This window comes from uncultured Cellulomonas sp. (genome assembly GCF_947494015.1).
In the GTDB taxonomy this organism is placed as follows: Bacteria; Actinomycetota; Actinomycetes; order Actinomycetales; family Cellulomonadaceae; genus Pengzhenrongella.
The window spans coordinates 111,106-129,979 of record NZ_CANLTL010000011.1; the positions used below are offsets into that span (position 1 = coordinate 111,106).

General features: G+C 74.6%; 20 protein-coding genes and 1 pseudogene. 8 read left to right on the forward strand and 13 right to left on the reverse strand.

Annotation, left to right across the window (positions count from 1 at the left end; translation table 11 throughout):
- Positions 1 to 19: 19 nt before the first annotated feature.
- Positions 20 to 412: a TfoX/Sxy family protein gene (locus Q0840_RS13415; RefSeq protein WP_298460150.1), complete on the forward strand. Its 393-nt coding sequence runs from the start codon at positions 20 to 22 to the stop codon at positions 410 to 412.
- Here Q0840_RS13415 and Q0840_RS13420 read toward each other — a convergent pair.
- Together Q0840_RS13420 and Q0840_RS13425 are read right to left on the reverse strand one after the other, a co-directional pair.
- The gene (locus tag Q0840_RS13420) at positions 395 to 1,633 is read right to left on the reverse strand and encodes an MFS transporter (protein ID WP_298460153.1); all 1,239 of its coding nucleotides are present in this window, start codon (positions 1,631 to 1,633) and stop codon (positions 395 to 397) included. The two genes, Q0840_RS13415 and Q0840_RS13420, sit on opposite strands and share 18 nt — an antisense overlap.
- A 75-nt stretch (positions 1,634 to 1,708) precedes the next feature.
- Positions 1,709 to 2,473, reverse strand: coding sequence for a hypothetical protein (locus Q0840_RS13425; RefSeq protein ID WP_298460155.1), 765 nt, complete (start codon positions 2,471 to 2,473; stop codon positions 1,709 to 1,711).
- Between the two features lie 51 nt (positions 2,474 to 2,524).
- On the opposite strand from Q0840_RS13425, the gene Q0840_RS13430 reads away from it, so the two are divergent.
- Positions 2,525 to 3,445: a neutral zinc metallopeptidase gene (locus Q0840_RS13430; protein WP_298460157.1), complete on the forward strand. Its 921-nt coding sequence runs from the start codon at positions 2,525 to 2,527 to the stop codon at positions 3,443 to 3,445.
- Positions 3,446 to 3,481: 36 nt separating this feature from the next.
- Here Q0840_RS13430 and Q0840_RS13435 read toward each other — a convergent pair whose 3' ends face one another.
- The 9 genes from Q0840_RS13435 to Q0840_RS13475 all read right to left on the reverse strand — a co-directional run bounded on the left by Q0840_RS13435 (position 3,482) and on the right by Q0840_RS13475 (position 10,975).
- A complete protein-coding gene (locus Q0840_RS13435; RefSeq protein WP_298460159.1) occupies positions 3,482 to 3,955 on the reverse strand; it encodes an SRPBCC family protein in 474 nt (157 codons plus the stop codon).
- Between the two features lie 140 nt (positions 3,956 to 4,095).
- Positions 4,096 to 4,461, reverse strand: a complete 366-nt coding sequence (locus Q0840_RS13440; protein WP_298460160.1) for a metal-sulfur cluster assembly factor — start codon at positions 4,459 to 4,461, stop codon at positions 4,096 to 4,098.
- The gene (sufU, locus tag Q0840_RS13445; RefSeq protein ID WP_298460162.1) at positions 4,458 to 4,979 is read right to left on the reverse strand and encodes a Fe-S cluster assembly sulfur transfer protein SufU; all 522 of its coding nucleotides are present in this window, start codon (positions 4,977 to 4,979) and stop codon (positions 4,458 to 4,460) included. Before sufU ends, Q0840_RS13440 begins: the two co-directional genes overlap by 4 nt.
- A 10-nt stretch (positions 4,980 to 4,989) precedes the next feature.
- Positions 4,990 to 6,279 (reverse strand): SufS family cysteine desulfurase, encoded by a 1,290-nt coding sequence (locus Q0840_RS13450; protein ID WP_298460164.1) that lies wholly within the window; start codon positions 6,277 to 6,279, stop codon positions 4,990 to 4,992.
- 40 nt (positions 6,280 to 6,319) lie between these two features.
- Positions 6,320 to 7,084, reverse strand: coding sequence for a Fe-S cluster assembly ATPase SufC (sufC, locus tag Q0840_RS13455; protein ID WP_298460166.1), 765 nt, complete (start codon positions 7,082 to 7,084; stop codon positions 6,320 to 6,322).
- Positions 7,085 to 7,096: 12 nt separating this feature from the next.
- Positions 7,097 to 7,438 carry a non-heme iron oxygenase ferredoxin subunit gene (locus Q0840_RS13460; RefSeq protein ID WP_298460168.1) on the reverse strand — a complete coding sequence of 114 codons (342 nt, stop codon included), beginning with the start codon at positions 7,436 to 7,438 and terminating at the stop codon, positions 7,097 to 7,099.
- Positions 7,435 to 8,715, reverse strand: coding sequence for a Fe-S cluster assembly protein SufD (gene sufD / locus Q0840_RS13465; protein ID WP_298460170.1), 1,281 nt, complete (start codon positions 8,713 to 8,715; stop codon positions 7,435 to 7,437). The genes Q0840_RS13460 and sufD overlap by 4 nt, the downstream gene beginning before the upstream one ends.
- Entirely contained in the window at positions 8,715 to 10,121 is a 1,407-nt protein-coding gene (sufB, locus tag Q0840_RS13470) for a Fe-S cluster assembly protein SufB (RefSeq protein WP_298460225.1), read from the reverse strand. The genes sufD and sufB overlap by 1 nt, the downstream gene beginning before the upstream one ends.
- A 68-nt stretch (positions 10,122 to 10,189) precedes the next feature.
- Positions 10,190 to 10,975 (reverse strand): metalloregulator ArsR/SmtB family transcription factor, encoded by a 786-nt coding sequence (locus Q0840_RS13475; RefSeq protein WP_298460172.1) that lies wholly within the window; start codon positions 10,973 to 10,975, stop codon positions 10,190 to 10,192.
- A gap of 237 nt (positions 10,976 to 11,212) precedes the next feature.
- Here Q0840_RS13475 and Q0840_RS13480 point away from each other — a divergent pair, with 237 nt between their 5' ends.
- The 6 genes and pseudogenes from Q0840_RS13480 (at position 11,213) to Q0840_RS13505 (ending at position 16,072) form a co-directional block, all read left to right on the forward strand.
- Positions 11,213 to 12,214: an ABC transporter ATP-binding protein gene (locus tag Q0840_RS13480; RefSeq protein ID WP_298460174.1), complete on the forward strand. Its 1,002-nt coding sequence runs from the start codon at positions 11,213 to 11,215 to the stop codon at positions 12,212 to 12,214.
- A complete protein-coding gene (locus Q0840_RS13485) occupies positions 12,211 to 12,990 on the forward strand; it encodes an ABC transporter permease (RefSeq protein ID WP_298460176.1) in 780 nt (259 codons plus the stop codon). Before Q0840_RS13480 ends, Q0840_RS13485 begins: the two co-directional genes overlap by 4 nt.
- A gap of 100 nt (positions 12,991 to 13,090) precedes the next feature.
- Positions 13,091 to 14,122, forward strand: coding sequence for a heme A synthase (locus tag Q0840_RS13490; protein ID WP_367183133.1), 1,032 nt, complete (start codon positions 13,091 to 13,093; stop codon positions 14,120 to 14,122).
- Positions 14,119 to 14,718, forward strand: a complete 600-nt coding sequence (locus Q0840_RS13495) for a GNAT family N-acetyltransferase (protein ID WP_298460178.1) — start codon at positions 14,119 to 14,121, stop codon at positions 14,716 to 14,718. The genes Q0840_RS13490 and Q0840_RS13495 overlap by 4 nt, the downstream gene beginning before the upstream one ends.
- 127 nt (positions 14,719 to 14,845) lie before the next feature.
- Positions 14,846 to 15,466, forward strand: coding sequence for a ClpP family protease (locus tag Q0840_RS13500; RefSeq protein WP_298460180.1), 621 nt, complete (start codon positions 14,846 to 14,848; stop codon positions 15,464 to 15,466).
- Positions 15,463 to 16,072: pseudogene (locus tag Q0840_RS13505) on the forward strand (ClpP family protease). Before Q0840_RS13500 ends, Q0840_RS13505 begins: the two are co-directional and overlap by 4 nt.
- A 31-nt stretch (positions 16,073 to 16,103) precedes the next feature.
- On the opposite strand, the gene Q0840_RS13510 reads toward Q0840_RS13505, so the two are convergent.
- Both Q0840_RS13510 and Q0840_RS13515 read right to left on the reverse strand, forming a co-directional pair.
- Complete coding sequence (locus Q0840_RS13510) at positions 16,104 to 16,538, reverse strand: helix-turn-helix domain-containing protein (protein ID WP_298460183.1); 435 nt, start codon at positions 16,536 to 16,538, stop codon at positions 16,104 to 16,106.
- Positions 16,539 to 16,623: 85 nt separating this feature from the next.
- Entirely contained in the window at positions 16,624 to 18,858 is a 2,235-nt protein-coding gene (locus Q0840_RS13515; protein WP_298460185.1) for a hypothetical protein, read from the reverse strand.
- Positions 18,859 to 18,874 lie beyond the last annotated feature (16 nt).

The following is an 18,874-nucleotide window of genomic DNA, read 5'->3' on the forward strand; positions in this document are numbered from 1 at the left end:
CCGGCAGCAGGAGCCACCCGTGGACCCACCGCAGCGGACCCTCGCCGAGCGCGTGCGAGCCGCACTCCCCCCGGGTCACGCGGTGCGCGAGGTCGCGATGTTCGGCGGCCGGGCGTTCATGGTCGACGACGCCATGGTCGTCTCGGTGGGCAAGGACGGCGACCTGCTGGTCAGGATCGACCCGGCCCGCCACGAGCAGCTGACCGCCCGGCCGGGGGCGAGGCCCGCGGTCATGGGGGTCGACCGTCCCATGGGGCCGGGCTGGATCACCGTGGCACCCTCCGCGCTGGACACGGACGAGGAACTGACGTCCTGGCTGGACGTCGCGCTCGAGCACCACGCGGCGGTGTCCAACGGCGCGCCGACCCGCCGGGCCCCGGGTCCCGCCGCCGGCTCAGGACCCGGCACCTAGGTCGCCGTCGGTCGTGCGCAGCGGGCCCACCGCACCCACCAGCACGACGGCGCACGCGAGGAGGAAGACCGCCCGCACCCCGAGCACCTGCGCGACGGCGCCGCCGAGCGCCGCTCCGAGCGGGCGGGTGCCGTAGGCGACCAGCCGGTAGCCGCTGCTCATCCGCCCCATCAGGTGGTCGGGCGTGACCCGTTGGCGCATCGACACCACGATGACGTTCCAGGTGCCCAGGCCCACGCCCCCCACGACGAACGCCACCGCCACGAGCGCGACGTCGTCGGTGATCGCGAGGACCGCGAACTGGGGCACGGTGACGAGGTAGCCGACGACGACGGCGCGCGCCGGCCCCAGCGCCCGTTCCACACGCTCGGCGAGCGTGGCGCCGACCAGCACGCCCGCCGCGATCGCGGCGAACAGCAACCCGTAGCCGGTCCCGGTGAGGCCGAGCGCGGACCGCGGTCCGACCGCCCACAGCACCAGGACGGCGAAGGTGGCGTTGCTGGCCAGGTTGAACGCGCCGGTGGTCAGCGCCAGGCGCCGCAGCACCCGGTGCCGCCACAGGTACCCGAGGCCCTCGTCGATCTCGGCCCTCAGCGTCGTCCGGCCCGCACCGGGGGGGCGACGTGCCCGGAACGTCCCGGGCAGGACCACGAGCGCGAGCACCGCCAGCGCCCAGGTCGCCGCAGGGACCGCGAGGGCCAGTGCTGCACCGACGCCGACGAGCAGACCGCCGAGCGGCGGACCGACGAACTCGTTGGCGGCCAGCTCGGCGGCCTGCAGCCGGCTGTTCCCCCGCGACAGCTGCGCCGGAGGCACCACGAGCGGCACGACCGCCTGCGCCGCGATGTCGTGGACCGTCTCCGCGGAGCCGACCACGAACGCCGCCGCGTACAGCAGGCCGATGGCGGCCGCGTCGTCGTCACCGAGCAGGGCCAGGGCGAGCAGGCCGGCTCCGGCCGCCCGCACCACGTTGGCCGTCACCATGGCCCTGCGGCGGTCCCACCGGTCCACGAGCGCACCGACCGGCAGGGCCAGCAGCAGCCACGGCAGCGTCACCGCGACGGCCACCCCGGCCACCAGCGCCGGCGACCGGGTCGCCGCGACGGCGACCAGCGGCACGGCCACCTTCACGACGCCGTCGGCCACGTTCGACGCCGTCGATGCCGACCACAGCCACCAGAAGGCGGACCCCAGTCCCCCGATGTGGTCCGCCGGCGCCATGCGGGTCACGGTGCCACATCGGCCGAAGCCCCCCCCGGCCCGCGGTCCCTCCTCGGCGTGCAGGTGTCGCTCGCCTCAGTCGCCGCAGCCCTGCCCGCCGATGATGGTGGTGACGACGTCGTCCGTGGCGTAGACCGTCAGGTCGTCGGTGTGGTCGCCGTCGACGGTGCCGACCGACCACACCGACACGTCCGGGTCGGGCGCGTCGAAGGCCTCGGCGTCGGGGTACGCCTGCTCGACGGCGTCGGCCGGGTCGCCCAGCGCGAGCCCCGCCGTGGTGGTGAGCGGGCCGACCGGCGGTTCCCCGGTGGTCGCGTCGAGCGCCCAGCCCGCGATGTACGGGTCGATGTCGCCCTCGCTCTCGTCGGTGGTCCGCACCAGGACGGTCAGTCCGTCCCACACCAGGCGGCGCCCCGGCAGCCCGCTGGTCACGCACGCGACCTCGGCGTCCGTGACCGCGGGCTCGGCGCCCCACACCTCGGTGAGGTAGGCGATGACGTCCTGCGCCGGGGCGTTGACGCCGAAGTCCCCGATCGCTCCGCCGACGCCCAGGGTGGGCGGCAGGCCCGGGGTCGCCGGCTCGGGAGACGACGACGGGACGGCGCCCGGCTCCGCCGTGGTGGCCGACGGCGCCCCGGGGTCGGGGGTCTCGGCGGGCGTCGGGCCGCACCCGGCCAGCACCACCGACCCGGCGACCGCCCCGACGGCGAGCAGACGCCGAGGCCGCAGTCCGGCCACCGGTGGCCGCGCACCATGCGTGGCGGGACGGGTGGCGAGGCGGGACTGGGTCGTCGCGGCGGCGCCGTCGGGCAGCGCGGGAGCGGTGATCGGGTCCTCCACGCCGCCCATCCTGCCTCTGCGCGCTCGGCACGGCGCGGTTAGCGTTCGCGCATGACGTTCCAGGACGGCGGCCGGTTCGGTGGGGGCCGGGTGCGCAGCCAGCGCGGCGGTGGACGCGGTCCCGGGGGACGCGGCGGCGGACGCCGCGGTGGCGCCGTCGGCGGCGGCGTCGGGGTGATCGTGGTGCTGATCGGGTATCTCGTGTTCGGCCAGGACCTCAGCCCGGTGGTCGACGGCCTGAGCAGCGGCGGCGGGACGGTCGGCGGCGCCGCGCAGGAGCAGCTGCTCGGCGAGTGCACCGCCGAGCAGGCCAACACCACGCGGGAGTGCCGGCTGGTGGCCACCGTCGACGCGAACGACACCTATTGGGGCGAGGTGCTGCCGAGCCTCGGCGTCGGGTACGTCGAACCGGACGTGGTCGAGTTCACGGGCGGGGTGGACACCGGGTGCGGCGCAGCCAGCAGCGCCACCGGACCGTTCTACTGCCCGGCCGACCAGACGGTGTACCTCGACCTGGGCTTCTACGACGACCTGCAGGGCCGGTTCGGGGCGAGCGGCGGCTCGCTCGCGCAGATCTACGTGCTGTCGCACGAGTTCGGCCACCACATCGAACAGCTCACCGGCCTCATGGACGCCGCCCAGCGCGGCGGCACCGGCCCGGAGTCCGACTCGGTCCGGATCGAGCTGACCGCCGACTGCCTGGCCGGGATGCTCGTCGGCCACCTCGCCTCGACCGTCGACCCGGACACCGGCGTCACCTACCTCGAGCCGATCACCGAGCAGGAGCTCGCGGACGCGCTGTCCGCGGCGTCCGCCGTCGGGGACGACCGCATCCAGGCGCAGGCGACCGGCACCGTGAACCCCGAGGCGTGGACGCACGGCTCGAGCGAGCAGCGTCAGCGGTGGTTCACCGTCGGGTACACCGGCGGGTCGTTCGACGAGTGCAACGCGCTCGACGCCGCGGAGCTGTGACCCTCCGACGGCGGTGACCCTCCGACGGCACGCCGGTCAGCCGCGGGTCGTCTCCGCGGTCAGCTTCAGGTGCGCGAGCCCCTTCTCGAAGTCCGGGCCGATGAGTGCGTCCATCGACTTCACGAGGGACATGAGCCGCGTGCCGACGCTCATCGGGCCGGTCATCGTCCACGTGACCCGGCAGCCGGCGCCGGCCGGCTCCACGGTGAACACCGTCTCGCTGCGGGACCTGAACGGCTTGTCGAACCGCAGGTCGACCGCGACCCGCCACGGCGGGGTCACCTCGGTGATGGTCATCCGCCCCGCCCCGGCCTTGCGGTTGCCGGTCCAGGCGTAGACCGCCCCGGCGCCCGCGTCCGCCCCGGAGTACGTCCGCGTCATGGTCGGATCGACACCCTCCCACGGGGACCACGACGTCCAGCGGCGGAAGTCCGCGAGGTGCGGGTAGACCGCCTCGGGCGGTGCGTCGACGATGGTGGAGCGCTCCACCCGGTAGCTCGTGGTCGCCATCGCCGGACCGTAGCGCCGCCGGGGCGGGCGGTCCAGGACGCCTCGTCGCCGCCCACCGGGACCGACCCGCACGAGCGACGGGGCCCGACCCGCACGTGTGCAAGTCGGGCCCCGTCGCTCGGGTGACGTGGGACGGTCGGTCAGATGTTGAAGCCGAGCGCCCGCATCTGCTCGCGGCCGTCAGGGGTGATCTTCTCCGGGCCCCACGGCGGCATCCACACCCAGTTGATGCGGAAGCCGTCGACGAGCCCGTCCAGGCTCGAGGCGGTCTGGTCCTCGATGACGTCGGTCAGCGGGCAGGCCGCGGACGTGAGCGTCATGTCGATGACGGCCTGGTTGTTCTGGTCGACGGTCAACCCGTAGACCAGCCCGAGGTCGACGACGTTGATGCCGAGCTCGGGGTCGATGACGTCGCGCATGGCCTCCTCGACGTCGGCCGCGGTGGGCGGCGGCGTCACGGACGGCGACGTGGCCGGCGTGGCGCCGGACGGGGTCTCGGTGGTCATGCGGGCTCCTCGGTGGTGGTGGCGGCGGCGGACGCCGTGGCGGGCACGGCGACACCGGTCTTGGCGATCGCGTCCTTCAGCGCGGCCCAGCCCAGCAGCGCGCACTTGATCCGGGCCGGGTACTTCGCGACCCCGGTGAACGCCGTCGCGTCCCCCAGGGCGTCCTCACGCTCCTCGTCCAGGCCGGCGCCGCGGGTGTGCATCAGCGCCCGGAACGTCTCGGCGACCTCGTCGACCTGCCGCAGGTCCTGCCCGGTGACCAGGTCGGTGAGGACCGAGACCGAGGCCTGGGAGATGCTGCACCCCTGCCCCTCCCAGCTCACACCCTCGACGACCGGCACCGTGCCCCGGGTCCCGAGCGCGACCCGCAGCGTCACCTCGTCCCCGCAGGTCGGGTTGACCTGGTGCGACTCGCCCGCAACGGCGTCGGCCGGCCCGTCCACGAGGCCCCGCCCGTGCGGGTCGCGGGCGTGGTCCAGGATCACCTGCTGGTACAGCTGCTCCATCGAGCTCGTCACGCGTGCCTCCTCATCGGTCCCAGCCGAAGAACGCCCGCACCCCGGTCAGTGCTTCCCGGAACACGGCGATCTCCTGGGACGTGGTGTAGACCGACGCCGAGGCCCGCGCAGTGGCGGCGACCCCGAATCGCCGGTGCAACGGCTGGGCGCAGTGATGCCCCACCCGGACGGCGACGCCGGCGTCGTCGAGCACCTGCCCGACGTCGTGCGCATGCACGCCGTCCACGACGAAGGAGACCGTCGCGAGCCGGTCGCGGGTGTCGGTCGGACCGAGCACCCGCACGTGCGGGACGGACGCGACGGCGTCGAGCAGCTCCGCGGCGAGCGCGGCCTCGTGCGCGGCGACCGCGTCCATGCCGAGCTCGGCCAGGTACGCCGCGGCGGCGCCCATGCCGATCGCCTGGGCGACCATCTGGGTGCCCGCCTCGAAGCGCTGCGGCGGCGGCGCGTACGTCGTGGACTGCATGGTCACGACCTCGACCATGGACCCGCCGGTGGCCACCGGCGGCATCGCCTCGAGCAGCTCGCGGCGGCCGTACAGGGCACCGACCCCGGTCGGCCCGAGCATCTTGTGCCCGGAGAAGACCGCGAAGTCCACCCCCAGCGCGTGCAGGTCCACCGGCAGGTGCGGGACGGACTGGCACGCGTCGAGCACCGTCAGCGCACCGACCGCACGGGCCCGGGCGACGAACGGTGCGACGTCGGTGACCGCCCCGGTCACGTTCGAGGCGTGCGTGAACGCCAGCACCCGGGTGCGGTCGGTGACCACGTGGGCGAGCTCGTCGGTGCGCAGCCGCCCGTCGTCGTCCACGCCGACCCACCGCACGACCGCACCCGTCCGCGCCGCGAGCTCCTGCCACGGCACGAGGTTGGCGTGGTGCTCGGCCTCGGTGACGACGATCTCGTCGCCCGGGGCCAGCGCGAACCGGCGGGCCGCCTCGCCCCCGCGACCCGCCGTCGCGTTGGACATCGCGTACGCCACGAGGTTCAACCCGGCCGTGGCGTTCGTGGTCCAGACGACCTCGCCCACGTCGGCGCCGACGAACGACGCCACCTGCTCGCGGGCGTGCTCGAAGGCCTCGGTGGCCTCCTCCGCGAGCTGGTGCGCGCCGCGGTGCACGGCCGCGTTGCGCTGGGCGTAGAAGTCCTGCTCGGCGTCGAGGACGACGTCCGGCTTCTGCGACGTGGCACCCGAGTCGAGGTAGACCAGCGGCTTGCCGTCACGCAGGGTGCGGGCGAGCAGCGGGAAGTCGGCCCGGACGGCGGCCAGCTCCCCGGCGCTCAGCATGGTCTCGGTCATCGGGTGCCTCTCAGGGGAGGTCGGAGGTGGTCGACGGCGATCAGGCGGAGGCGCCGGCGCCCAGGAAGCGGTCGTAGCCCTCGTTCTCCAGACGCTCGGCGAGCTCGGGGCCACCCTCCTCGGCGACCTTGCCGTCGACGAAGACGTGGACGAAGTCCGGGGTGATGTACCGCAGGATGCGGGTGTAGTGCGTGATGAGCAGGACGCCCACCTCGCCGCCCGAGCGCACCCGGTTCACGCCCTCGGACACCACGCGCAGCGCGTCGACATCCAGGCCGGAGTCGGTCTCGTCGAGGATCGCGAACTTCGGCTTGAGCAGCTCCATCTGCAGGATCTCGTGGCGCTTCTTCTCACCGCCGGAGAAGCCCTCGTTGACCGAGCGCTCGGCGAAGGCCGGGTCCATCCGCAGCTGGTCCATCGCGGACCGGACGTCCTTGACCCAGGTGCGCAGCGGCGGCGCCTGGCCGTCGATCGCGGTCTTCGCGGTCCGCAGGAAGTTCGAGACGCTGACGCCCGGGACCTCGACGGGGTACTGCATCGCGAGGAACATGCCGGCGCGGGCGCGGTCGTCCACGCTCATCTCGAGGACGTCCTCGCCGTCGAGCGTCACGGTGCCCGAGGTGATCTGGTACTTCGGGTGCCCGGCGAGGGAGTACGCCAGGGTGGACTTGCCGGACCCGTTCGGGCCCATGATGGCGTGCGTCTCGCCGCTGGCGATGGTCAGGTCGACACCGCGCAGGATGGGCTTGGGGCCTTCCTTGGTCTCGACGCTGACGTGCAGGTCGTGGATCTCCAGAGTGGACATGCGGTGGGGCTCCTAGCCGTTCGAAAGGGGCGCGTCGACGTCGACGAGCACACGCTCGCCGTCGACGGTCACGGGGTACACGGGGACGGGACGGGTGGCCGGCAGGCCGGTCGGGGCGCCGGTGCGCAGGTCGAACTTCGAGCCGTGCAGCCAGCACTCGAGCAGCGTGCCCTCGACCTCACCCTCCGACAGCGACACGGCGCCGTGCGAGCAGATGTCGTTGATGGCGTACAGCTCGCCGTCCTCCGCGCGCACCACGGCGACCGGGACGGGGCCGTCGGGCCCCTCGAGCTCGGCGCGGAACGCCCCGCACGGCGGGACGTCCTGCGCGAGGCAGGCCAGCTGACCGCTCACGCGTCCGCCGCCTCGCGGGCCGGGTCGCCGGCGATCTGGGGCAGGACCTCCAGGTCGCTCATGCTCCGCTCGAGCTCGGCCTCGATCGAGGCGATGAGTCGCTCCTCGATCTCGGGCACGCCGATCTGGTGCACGAGCTCGGCGAAGAAGCCGCGCACGACGAGTCGACGCGCGTCGGCCTCGGGGATGCCGCGCGAGCGCAGGTAGAACAGCTGCTCGTCGTCGAACCGGCCGGTCGCGGACGCGTGGCCGGCACCCTCGATCTCGCCGGTCTCGATCTCCAGGTTCGGGACCGAGTCGGCGCGGGCGCCGTCGGACAGCACGAGGTTGCGGTTGAGCTCGTAGGTGTCGGTGGCCTCGGCCGCGGCACGGATGAGCACGTCGCCGACCCACACCGTGTGGGCGCCGTCGCCCTGCAGGGCGCCCTTGTAGGTCACCCGCGAGCGGCAGGACGGCACCGCGTGGTCGACGAACAGCCGGTGCTCCTGGTGCTGGCCTGCGTCGGCGTAGTACAGGCCGAGCATCTCGACCTCGCCGCCCTCCGCGGTGAACTCCGCGTCCGGGGTGACCCGGACGACGTCGCCACCGAGGGTGACCACGATGTGCTTGACCTTGGCGTCCCGGCCCAGGCGGATGCGGTGCGAGGAGGTGTGCACGGTCCCCGGCGCCCAGTCCTGCACCGACACCAGGGTCAGGTGCGCGCCGTCGTCGACCACGATCTCGACCGTCTCGGTGAGGGTCGCGGCGCCGACGTGGTCGAGCACGACGACGGCCTCGGACAGCGCACCGGCGTGGACCAGCAGGTGGGTGGCCGTCGGGTCGCTCGCCGCACCCTCGACGCCCTCGACCCGGATCGACGTCGCCGCGGTGGCGACGGCCTGCGGCGGCACCGTCACGACGGTCGCACGGTGGAACGACGTCCAGGCGGCGGCCGCCGCGCGGTCACCCGGGACGCCGGCGGTGCCCAGGCGGGCGTCGTCGCGGTCGACGATCTCCACCCGGACCTCGGGCGACTCGACGACCGTGGTCAGCACGCCGTGGCCGGACAGGCCCTCGGCGAACAGCGGCGCGACCCGGTCGACCGGGGTGAACCGCCACTCCTCCTCGCGGCCGGTCGGCAGCGGGAAGTCGGCGAGGTCGAACGACGTCGCCCGCTCCGCGCGCGACCCCTGCGGCGTCCCGCCCCGGCCATGCGTGCCGCCGTGGGTGTGGGCGCCGTCGGCGACGGCGCGCGAGTGGTCGGTGGACAAGGTGTCCTGCGTGGTGGTGCTGGCCATCAGCCGACGGACCCTTCCATCTGGAGCTCGATCAGGCGGTTGAGCTCGAGCGCGTACTCCATGGGCAGCTCGCGGGCGATGGGCTCGACGAACCCGCGCACGATCATGGCCATGGCCTCGGTCTCGGGCATCCCGCGGGACATGAGGTAGAACAGCTGGTCCTCGCTCACGCGGGAGACCGTCGCCTCGTGACCCATCGACACGTCGTCCTCGCGGACGTCGACGTACGGGTAGGTGTCCGAGCGCGAGATCTGGTCGACCAGCAGCGCGTCGCACAGCACGTTCGAGGCGGAGTGCGAGGCGCCCTCGAGCACCTGCACCAGCCCGCGGTAGGAGGTCCGGCCACCGCCGCGCGCCACCGACTTGGACACGATGGACGACGACGTGTGCGGCGCGGCGTGCACCATCTTGGCGCCGGCGTCCTGGTGCTGGCCCTCGCCGGCGAACGCGATCGACAGCGTCTCGCCGCGCGCGTGCTCGCCCATGAGGTAGATGGCCGGGTACTTCATGGTCACCTTGGAGCCGATGTTGCCGTCGACCCACTCCATGGTCGCGCCCTCGGCGGCGGTCGCCCGCTTCGTGACGAGGTTGTACACGTTGTTCGACCAGTTCTGGATGGTCGTGTACCGCACCCGGGCGTTCTTCTTCACGATGATCTCGACGACCGCGGAGTGCAGGGAGTCCGAGGAGTACACCGGCGCGGTGCAGCCCTCGACGTAGTGCACGTAGGAGCCCTCGTCGGCGATGATCAGCGTCCGCTCGAACTGGCCCATGTTCTCGGTGTTGATCCGGAAGTAGGCCTGCAGCGGGATCTCGACGTGCACGCCCGGGGGGACGTAGACGAACGAGCCACCGGACCACACGGCGGTGTTCAGCGCGGCGAACTTGTTGTCGCCGGACGGGATGACCGAGCCGAAGTACTGCTCGAAGATCTCCGGGTGCTCGCGCAGGCCGGTGTCGGTGTCCATGAAGATGACGCCCTGCTCCTCCAGGTCCTCGCGGATCTGGTGGTAGACGACCTCGGACTCGTACTGGGCGGCGACGCCGGCGACGAGACGCTGCTTCTCGGCCTCCGGGATGCCCAGGCGGTCGTACGTGTTGCGGATGTCCTCGGGCAGGTCCTCCCAGGAGGCGGCCTGCTTCTCCGTGGACCGCACGAAGTACTTGATGTTGTCGAAGTCGATGCCCGACAGGTCCGAGCCCCAGTTCGGCATGGGCTTCTTGTCGAACATGCGCAGCGCCTTCAGCCGCGTCTTGAGCATCCACTCCGGCTCGTTCTTCAGCGCGGAGATGTTGCGCACCACGTCCTCGGACAGCCCGCGCTGGGCGTTCGCGCCCGCGAGGTCCGAGTCGTGCCAGCCGTAGTTGTAGCTGCCGATCGAGGCGATGGCCTCGTCCTGCGTCATCGGCACGGCGGTCGACACGTCGGTCGGCACGTCGGCCTGCACGGCGCTGGCGTCCTGAGTAGGCGCACTCATGTCGTCTCCCCTTCACGGGTTCGGATGGCGTTCGGGATGTCGGAGGTCGGGATGTTGGTGGTGCACACGTGCCCGCCACCGGCGAGCGTGGACAGTCGCTGCACGTGCACACCCAGCAGGCGGGAGAAGGCCTGGGCCTCGGCCTCGCACAGCTGGGGGAACTCGGCGGCGATCTGCTGCACCGGGCAGTGGCCCTGGCACAGCTGGACCGTGGGGCGGCCGGGCACCGGGCGCGTGCTGGCCGCGTAGCCGTCGGCCCCCAGCGCCGCGGCGAGCCGCTCCGCGCGAGCCGGGACGTCGGTGCCGGCGTCGTCGAGCGTGGCGGCGTACCGCTCCTCGATGGCACGCACGCGGGACGCGGCGAAGGCCTCGACCGCACCGGGGCCGGCGACCTCGACCAGGAAGCGCAGGGCCTGCGACGCCAGCTCCGGGTAGGCGCTGGTCAGCGCGTCCTGGCCGCGGCGGGTCACCACGTAGCGGCGGGCCGGGCGTCCACGGCGGGCCGGACCGGACCCGGCGCGCTCGTGGACGGCGATCTGCCCCTCGGTCTGCAGCACGCCGAGGTGACGCCGGATGGCGGCGGCGGTCAGGCCCAGCTCCGCGGCCAGCTCGGCGGTCGAGACCGGACCCGCCGAGGCGACCAGCTGCAGCACACGCTGGCGCGTGGTGGCCTCGGCCTCGTGCGCGCCGGAGGCGTGCGCGGTCGAGGTGAGCGGCGGGGCCGCAGGGACGGTGGCCCCGGGGACGGTGGTCAGCCCGCGCGTGCTCAGTGCCGTGCTCATGCCACCACCTCCACCGGGTCGGTCGGTCTGTCGGTCTGTCGGGCTGCGGGTCGGCCGGTCGAGGCCCCCACGGGGCGTGCGGCGCACGGACGCGCCCTGGCCAGCCGCTGGCCTGTCGATATTGCCAACATCCTTGTTGCCGAAATCCATCCCTGCAAGCAAGGCCCACCTCACCACGGGCGGCCGGGCGACCGGGGGCCGTCCGGGGGTAGCCGGGCGGCCACCTAGACTCGGCGCGTGCCCGCGTCCCCCGCCGTCGAGATCGTCGGGCTCGTCAAGCGGTACGACGGCCGCGCCGTCGTCGACGGGCTCGACCTGGTCGCCGACCGTGGCGCCGTCACCGCCGTCCTGGGACCCAACGGCGCGGGCAAGACCACCACCGTCGAGTGCTGCGAGGGTCTGCGCTCCCCCGACGCCGGCCAGGTGCGGGTGCTCGGGCTGGACCCGACCGCCGACGCGCGCACGCTGCGCCCCCGGGTCGGCGTCATGCTGCAGGACGGCGGCCTGCCCACCGGGGTGCGGGCCCTGGAGATGCTGCACCACGTCGCGGCGATGTACGCCCGCCCGCGCGACGTCGGCGAGCTGGCCGACCGGCTCGGCCTCGACGGGTTCGCGCGCACGACGGTCCGGCGGCTGTCCGGCGGCCAGCGCCAGCGGCTCGCCCTGGCCGCCGCCGTCGTCGGCCGGCCCGAGCTGGTGTTCCTGGACGAGCCGAGCGCGGGCATGGACCCGCAAGCCCGCCGGGCCGTGTGGGACCTCGTCCGCGAGCTGCGCGACGACGGCGTCGCCGTCGTCCTGACCACCCACCTCATGGACGAGGCGGAGAGCCTCGCCGACCGCGTCGTCGTCGTGGATCACGGCACCGTCATCGCGCACGGCGCGGTCGCCGACCTGCTGACGTCGCACGACGACCGGACCCTGCGCTTCTCCGCGACGCCCGGCCTGGACGTGGCCGACCTCGCGGCCGCGCTCACCGCGCCGGGCGGCGGGGGCGAGCCGGGCGGGCCGGCCGGCGCGGCACCGGCGGGCCCCGCCGCGGTGGTGGCGGGTGCACCCGAGCCCGCCGTCCGGGAGGTCGCGCCGGGGGACTACGTGCTGACCGGGCCGGTGGACCCGGACGTGCTCGCGGCGCTCACCGCGTGGTGCGCCGCCCGAGGGGTGCTCCCCCACCGCATCACCGTGGGACGACGCACCCTGGAGGACGTCTTCCTCGACCTCACCGGCCGGGACCTGCGGTGAGCGCCGCGACGCAGGCCCGCCCGGGCGACGGCGTGGCCGCGCCGGCGTGGCGCCGGGTGCTGACCCAGACGGCCTTCGAGACGCGGGCGATCCTGCGCAACGGCGAGCAGCTGCTGATCACGCTCGTCCTGCCCGTGCTGCTCCTGCTGGTGCTGACCCGCACCACCGTGATCGAGCTCGACACCGGCGGGGGTACCCGGGTGGACCTGGTCGCGCCGGGCGTGCTGGCGCTCGCGGTCATGTCCACCGCCTTCACGTCGCAGGCGATCGCGACGAGCTTCGACCGCCGCAACGGGGTGCTGCGGCTGCTGGCCACGACGCCGCTCGGCCGCGGCGGGCTGCTCGCCGGCAAGGTCCTCGGCGTGCTCGTCGTGGAGGTCGTCCAGGTGGTGGTGCTGGGCGCCGTCGCGCTCGGCCTGGGCTGGGACCCCGCCGTCGCCGGCATCGGCCCCGCCGCGCTCGCGGTGCTGCTCGGGACCGCGGCGTTCACGTCGCTCGCGCTGCTGCTGGCCGGCACGCTGCGGGCCGAGGCCGTGCTCGCCCTGGCCAACCTCGTGCTGGTGCTGCTGGCCGTGGCCGGCGGGATCGTCGCGCCCGCCGACCAGCTGCCCGGGCCGCTCTCGGTCGTCGCGGGCGCTCTGCCGTCGGGTGCGCTCGGGGAGGCCGTCCGCTCGGCGCTGCGCGACGGTGTGCTCGCCACCGGGCCGGTGCTCGTGCTCGCGGCCTGGACGGCCGCGCTGTCCGGGCTGGCCGCCCGCCTGTTCCGCTGGAGCTGACCGTCCCGGACGGCCGCCGCCCGGGACGGGCCGGTGTGACGCTCGACGTCACGTCCGGGGCAGGGCCGGCCGCGCGGACCGGGCGACTACCGTGGTGCCGGTGAGCACCGTCCCGGCGCAGACCCCAGCCACGCAGCCCGTCGAGGTGACCGCCTCCGGTCGAGCACCGGGCAGCACGGCGTCGCGTCCCGAGCCGCGGTGGCCGCGGGCCCGGCGATGGACCCGCGCCGTGCTCCGGGCCAACCTCGTCGCCCAGATGGGCATCATCGTGACCGGCGGCGCCGTCCGCCTCACCGGCTCCGGCCTCGGCTGCTCCACCTGGCCGCAGTGCGAGCCGGGCTCGTTCACCCCCGTGCTGCACGAGGCCACCACCTGGCACCCGCTGATCGAGTTCGGCAACCGGACCCTGACCGGGGTGGTCGGGGTCATCGCGGTGGCCGTCGCGCTGCTCGTGGTCACGGACACCCGCCGGGCGAGGTCGTACCGCTGGCTCGGCCTGGCCCCGCTGGCCGGCGTGATCGCCCAGGCCGTGATCGGCGGGGTGACCGTACTGCTGCACCTGCACCCGGCCGTCGTCGGTGTCCACATGCTCGTCTCGCTCGGTCTGGTGACGGTCTCCACCGTGCTGCTGCACCGCTCCGCCGAGGGCGACGGTCCGGCCGACCCCGTCGTGGTGCCCCGGGTCCGCGCGATCGGTCAGGCGCTGGCCGCGGTCGCGGTGGTGCTGCTGGTGCTGGGCGTGGTGGTCACCGGGTCCGGCCCGCACGGCGGTGACGAGGACGTCGCCTACCGGTTCGCGGTCGACCCGGTGCTGGTGGCCAAGCTGCACGCGGCCGCCGTCTGGACCTTCGTGGCGCTCGTGGTCGGGCTGCTGGTGACCCTCGCCCGCACCGGTGGGCCGGCGCGGGCCCGACGCGCGGCCACGGTGCTGCTCGGCGTGACCCTCGCCCAGGGCCTGGTCGGCTACGTGCAGTACTTCACCGGCCTGCCGGAGCTGCTCGTCGGGGTGCACATGCTGGGCGCAGCCCTGCTCGCCGCCGCGGTGACGTGGACGGTGCTGACCCTGCGCGGGCGCCGCGTCCTCGCGCCCGCCGGGGCCCCCGCGGCCGCCACACCCACCGCGGCCGCGTGAGCGTCCGGCCGGCGCGCGCCGCCGACGCCGCCACGCTGGAGTCCGTCTGCCTGCTCACCGGCGACGCCGGCCAGGACGCGACACACCTGTACACCGACCCGGCCCTGCTGGCCCACGTCTACCTGCACCCCTACCTGGTGCTGGAGCCGGGCCTGGCCTTCGTGGCCGCGGACGGCGACCACGTCGGCGGGTACGTCGTCGGCGCGCTGGACACCGCGGACTTCGAGCGACGCTGCGAGGCGGCCTGGTGGCCCCCGCTGCGTGACCGGTACCCGCTGGACCGGTGGGCGGCGCAGGGCGGCGCCGACGCGTCCGTCGTCCGCCTCATCCACCACCCTCCCCGCGCGGACCCGGCGGTCCTGGTCGACCACCCCTCGCACCTGCACGTCGACCTGCTGCCGGGGTGGCAGGGCCAGGGCCTCGGCCGGCGGCTGCTCGAGACGCTGTTCGACGCGCTCGCCGCCGGGGGCTCGCGCGGCGTGCACCTGGTGGTCGCCCGCCGCAACGAGCCCGCCGTCGGGTTCTACCGGCGGATGGGGCTGGCCGAGCTCGCCGGGGATGACGGCAGTCTCACCCTGGGCCGCCGGTTCGGCTGAGCCGGTCGCCGCGCGAGGCGGTCCGGCCCGCCCGCGGCGGCGCCGTCGTCGTCGTCGCTGCCGGCGGCCGATCCGCCGACGGCAGCGCCGGGGGCTCCCGCCGGCGGGCACGGCGCAGGCTGGCGGCATGGACGACACCCGGACCCCACTCCGGCCCCTCGACGACGAGCTGGCCACCCGACTGCTGCACCAGCGCATCATCGTGCTGGGCACCGCCCTGGACGACGCGGCCGGCAACCGACTGTGCGCGCAGCTGCTGCTGCTGTCCGCCGAGGACCCGCGCAGCGACATCAGCCTGTGGATCAACTCCCCCGGTGGCTCGGTGCCGGCGATGCTCGCGATCCACGACGTCATGCGGCTCATCCCCAACGACGTCAGCACCCTGGCCATGGGGTGGGCGGCGAGCGCCGGGCAGTTCCTGCTGTCCGCGGGCACCCCTGGCAAGCGGTACGCGCTGGTCCACTCGCGGGTCCTGCTGCACCAGGGGTCCTCGGGGATCGGCGGGACCGCCGCGGACATCGAGCTGCAGGCGCAGGACCTGCGGCACACCCGGGACACGGTCCTGGGGCTGGTCGCCGAGCACACGGGGCAGAGCGTCGCCCGGGTCCGCGAGGACTCCGGGCGGGACCGGTGGTTCACCGCCGAGGAGGCCCGGGAGTACGGCTTCGTCGACCGGGTCGTCACGGACCTGCCGAGCGTGCGGACCGGTCCCTCCGGACGCGCGGCCGGGATCGGGGTGCGGGCATGAGTACCTACACCATCCCGTCCGTCGTCGAGCGGCGCGCCGGCGGCAGCGAGCGCGTGGTCGACGTGTTCAGCCGGCTGCTGTCCGAGCGGATCGTCTACCTCGGCACCGAGATCGACGACGGCGTCGCCAACGTCCTGGTCGCCCAGCTGCTGCACCTGGAGTCCGAGGACCCGGACGCACCGATCGACCTCTACATCAACTCCGCCGGCGGCTCGACGTCGGCCGCCCTCGCCGTGTACGACGCGATGCAGTACGTGCGGCCCGACGTCGCCACCACGTGCGTGGGCCAGGCGGCGTCGCCGGCGGCCGTGCTGCTCGCCGGCGGCACGCCCGGGCGCCGGGCGATCCTCGCGCACGGTCGGGTCGTCCTGCACCAGCCGTCGGCGGAGGGCCGGCACGCTGCCGGACCTCATCGTCGCGGCCGACGAGATCGGCCGGGTGCGCAGCGAGCTCGAGGAGGTGCTGTCCCGGCACACCGGCAGGGACGTCGCGACGCTGCGCCGGGACACCGACCGCGACCTGGTCCTGACCGCACCCGCGGCGGTCGCCTACGGCGTGGCGGACCACGTGGTCCGGGACCGGGGGCCACGCCGGACGGCGCGATGACGTGCGTCGACCGCGGGGACGGACCCGCAGGCTAGGCGGCGACCGAGCCGGTGCGGAGCGCGAGGTCGCCCGCACCCCACCGCGTGGCGGGCGCCGGGGGGTGCGACGACCCCGCGGACGACAGGCTCACCCGCGACGACCTCACCTCCCACGACGCCGACGGCCGCGGCGAGGGGTGGAGCCCGCGGTCGTCGCGCCGCGCGAGGTCCCGGGCCAGCGCGCCGGCGAGGTCGACCAGCGTCATCCCGAGCGCGGTGGTGACGGCGCCCAGCACCTCGGACGACGGCTCCTTGCGGCCCCGCTCGACCTCGGACAGGTACTGCGGGGACACCCCGGCCGCACGGGCCACGTCGACCAGGCGCAGCCCGGCGTCCAGTCGGACGTCACGCAGCCGCCCCCCGATCGCCTTGCGCCACTGGGCGGGGTCGGGCCGGCTCGGGCGCAGGGGCGTCGTGATGGCAGCCATGGCGCGACGCTAGCCCCGCCGTCTCCCGGTCGGGGGTCGCTCTGCTGTGGGCAGAGCGGAGCGGTGGACCCCGGGGACGCGCCCCTCAGTAGAAGAAGCCGAGGTGGTCCACGACGAGGTGGGTGCCCCAGGTCCCGACGGTGACCGTCACGGCCCCTCCCAGGGCGGGCAGCACCGTGGCGAGGTTCGGGGAGTCCTCGCCGGCGGCGAAGTTCAGGGTGGACGTGAGCGGCAGCTCGCCCACCCCGCTCCATGCGGTCGCGTGCCCCCCACCCGAGGAGCCCGTCGCGGTGACGTTGACGACCTGCGCCACGCCGGGCGGCATCGACGTGCCGGGGACGACCAGCGCCTCACCGGCCGCGACGGCGGCCCCCTCGCTGCGGCTGCCCGCCACTCGGCTGTCCGCCACCCGGGACGTCGGGACGGGCCGGAACCGCAGGCCGTCGGCGCGGGTGCCGTCGTCGTACCAGCCGGTGACGTCCACGACCAGGTGCGTCAGTCCCGCGCTGTTGCGCACCGCGATGCCCGGCTGCCCGTCCTCGTCCAGACTCACCGGGACCACCGCGTGGTTGGCGACCGTCTGCCCCGGTGCGAAGTTGGCGTGGGACACGACCGGCGCCGCCGACTCGCCCGACCAGGCGGTGACGTGCCCGTGCTCGGTCGGTCCGGTAACGGTCAGGTTGACCTCGACCGCGACCACCTCGTTCCACACCACCCCGGGCGCGTCCATGGGCAGCCGCACCGTCTCGCCGGGCTGCAGCGGCCAGCGCTCCTCGCGGGTGTCCGACACCCTGACCGGTCGGGTCGGGTGGTAGCCGCCGCCGTGCTGCCCCTGCGGGCCGACGTAGTAGCCCTGGAGATCGGCCACGAGGTGGGTGGTCCCCAGGTTGTTGTACAGCGACACCCGGCCGTCCTCGCCGACCGGCACGACCACCTGGTTCGGGCGGGTCTGCCCCGGCACCACGTTGAGCGACGAGGTGCCCGTCATCGGGTCACCGGCGGGCCACACCCGCACGTGGGTGACCGCGGTGGGCTCCGTCGCCGTGACGTTGAGCAGCACAGCACGCACCCCGCGTGGGACGACCTGCCCCGGGCCGCCCGGGTCCATCGCCAGCGACGCGCCCGGTCCGAGCGCTCCGCGGTGACCACCGGTCCCGTCACGGGTGTCCAGCACCCGGACCGGGTCGACGGCCACGAACCTGCCGTCCTCGCCCACCGGCTCAGGCAGCGGCCCGGTCACGACCGGGTCGGACGGCGTGCTCTGGGCACCGCCGTCCACGACGACGACGCGGTAGGTGTAGACCACACCGGTGCTCACGTCGGTGTCCGTCCAGGGCATCGGGACGTCGTGCGCGACCTCCACCTCCCCGCCACCACCGGCCGAGCGCAGCACGCGGTACGACGCGTTGGGCCGCGACGTGAGCAGCAGGACGCCGCCCCGCTGCGGCACCGCGGCGGCCCGCACGGGCTCCGGAGGGACGGGCATCGTGATCGGCGAGTACGCGGCGCCGCGCAGCGTCGCGTCGGGGGTGCGCAGGTGACCCGCGACACCGTGCACCCCGTCGGCGTGCACGCTCACCTCGACCTGGCAGCTGTCACCGGGCTGCAGGACGACACCGACGCACCCGTCGCGCCGGACGGCCAGGGACGCCTGCTCGGCGAGCACCGACCCCTGCGGCTCCCACACGCTGCGTCCGAGCGTCTGCGGCAGGCCGCCCGCGTTGGTCAGGGTGACGGCCCCGCGTACGGCCTCGCCGGCGGCGGTGCCGGGCACGCGCAGACCGGTCACCGCCGTGTGGTGGTACGGGACGTCGCTGTTCCACCGGATGGAGCCGGCCGTGGGCGCGCCCTCGTTGTCGCAGGTGAAGACGTAGTCCAGTGCCAGGCCGGTCAGCCGCCCGGCGGGCCCGCGGGAGAGCTCCAGGACGTCGATCACACCCGGATGGCTGCTGCAGCCGCGTGCGTCCCGGGCGAACCGCAGCCGCAGCACGTCCTCACGCTCCTGCCCGGTGACCGTGTGGCGACCCACCGTGAGAAGGGGCCGGTCCGCCGGCGCGATGAGCGTCAGCTCGGCCGCTCCGCCGGGAAGGCGGGCGTGGATCTGCACCCGGTCCCGGTCGGAGTCGTCCACCCACGCCTCGAACGGAGCCGGAGGCTCCCAACGCTCCGACCGGTGCTCGGCGAGCCAGCCGCCCGCCCCCAGCACCGTGAAGGCGTCGTCGGACGTCGTGGCGGCCGCGGCGCCGGGCGCGGGGCCGACGAGGAGCACGGCGAGGACGGCGAGCGCGGTCGTCGCGCGGCGACGGGGACCGGAGGTCATGCCCGTGAACCTAGGG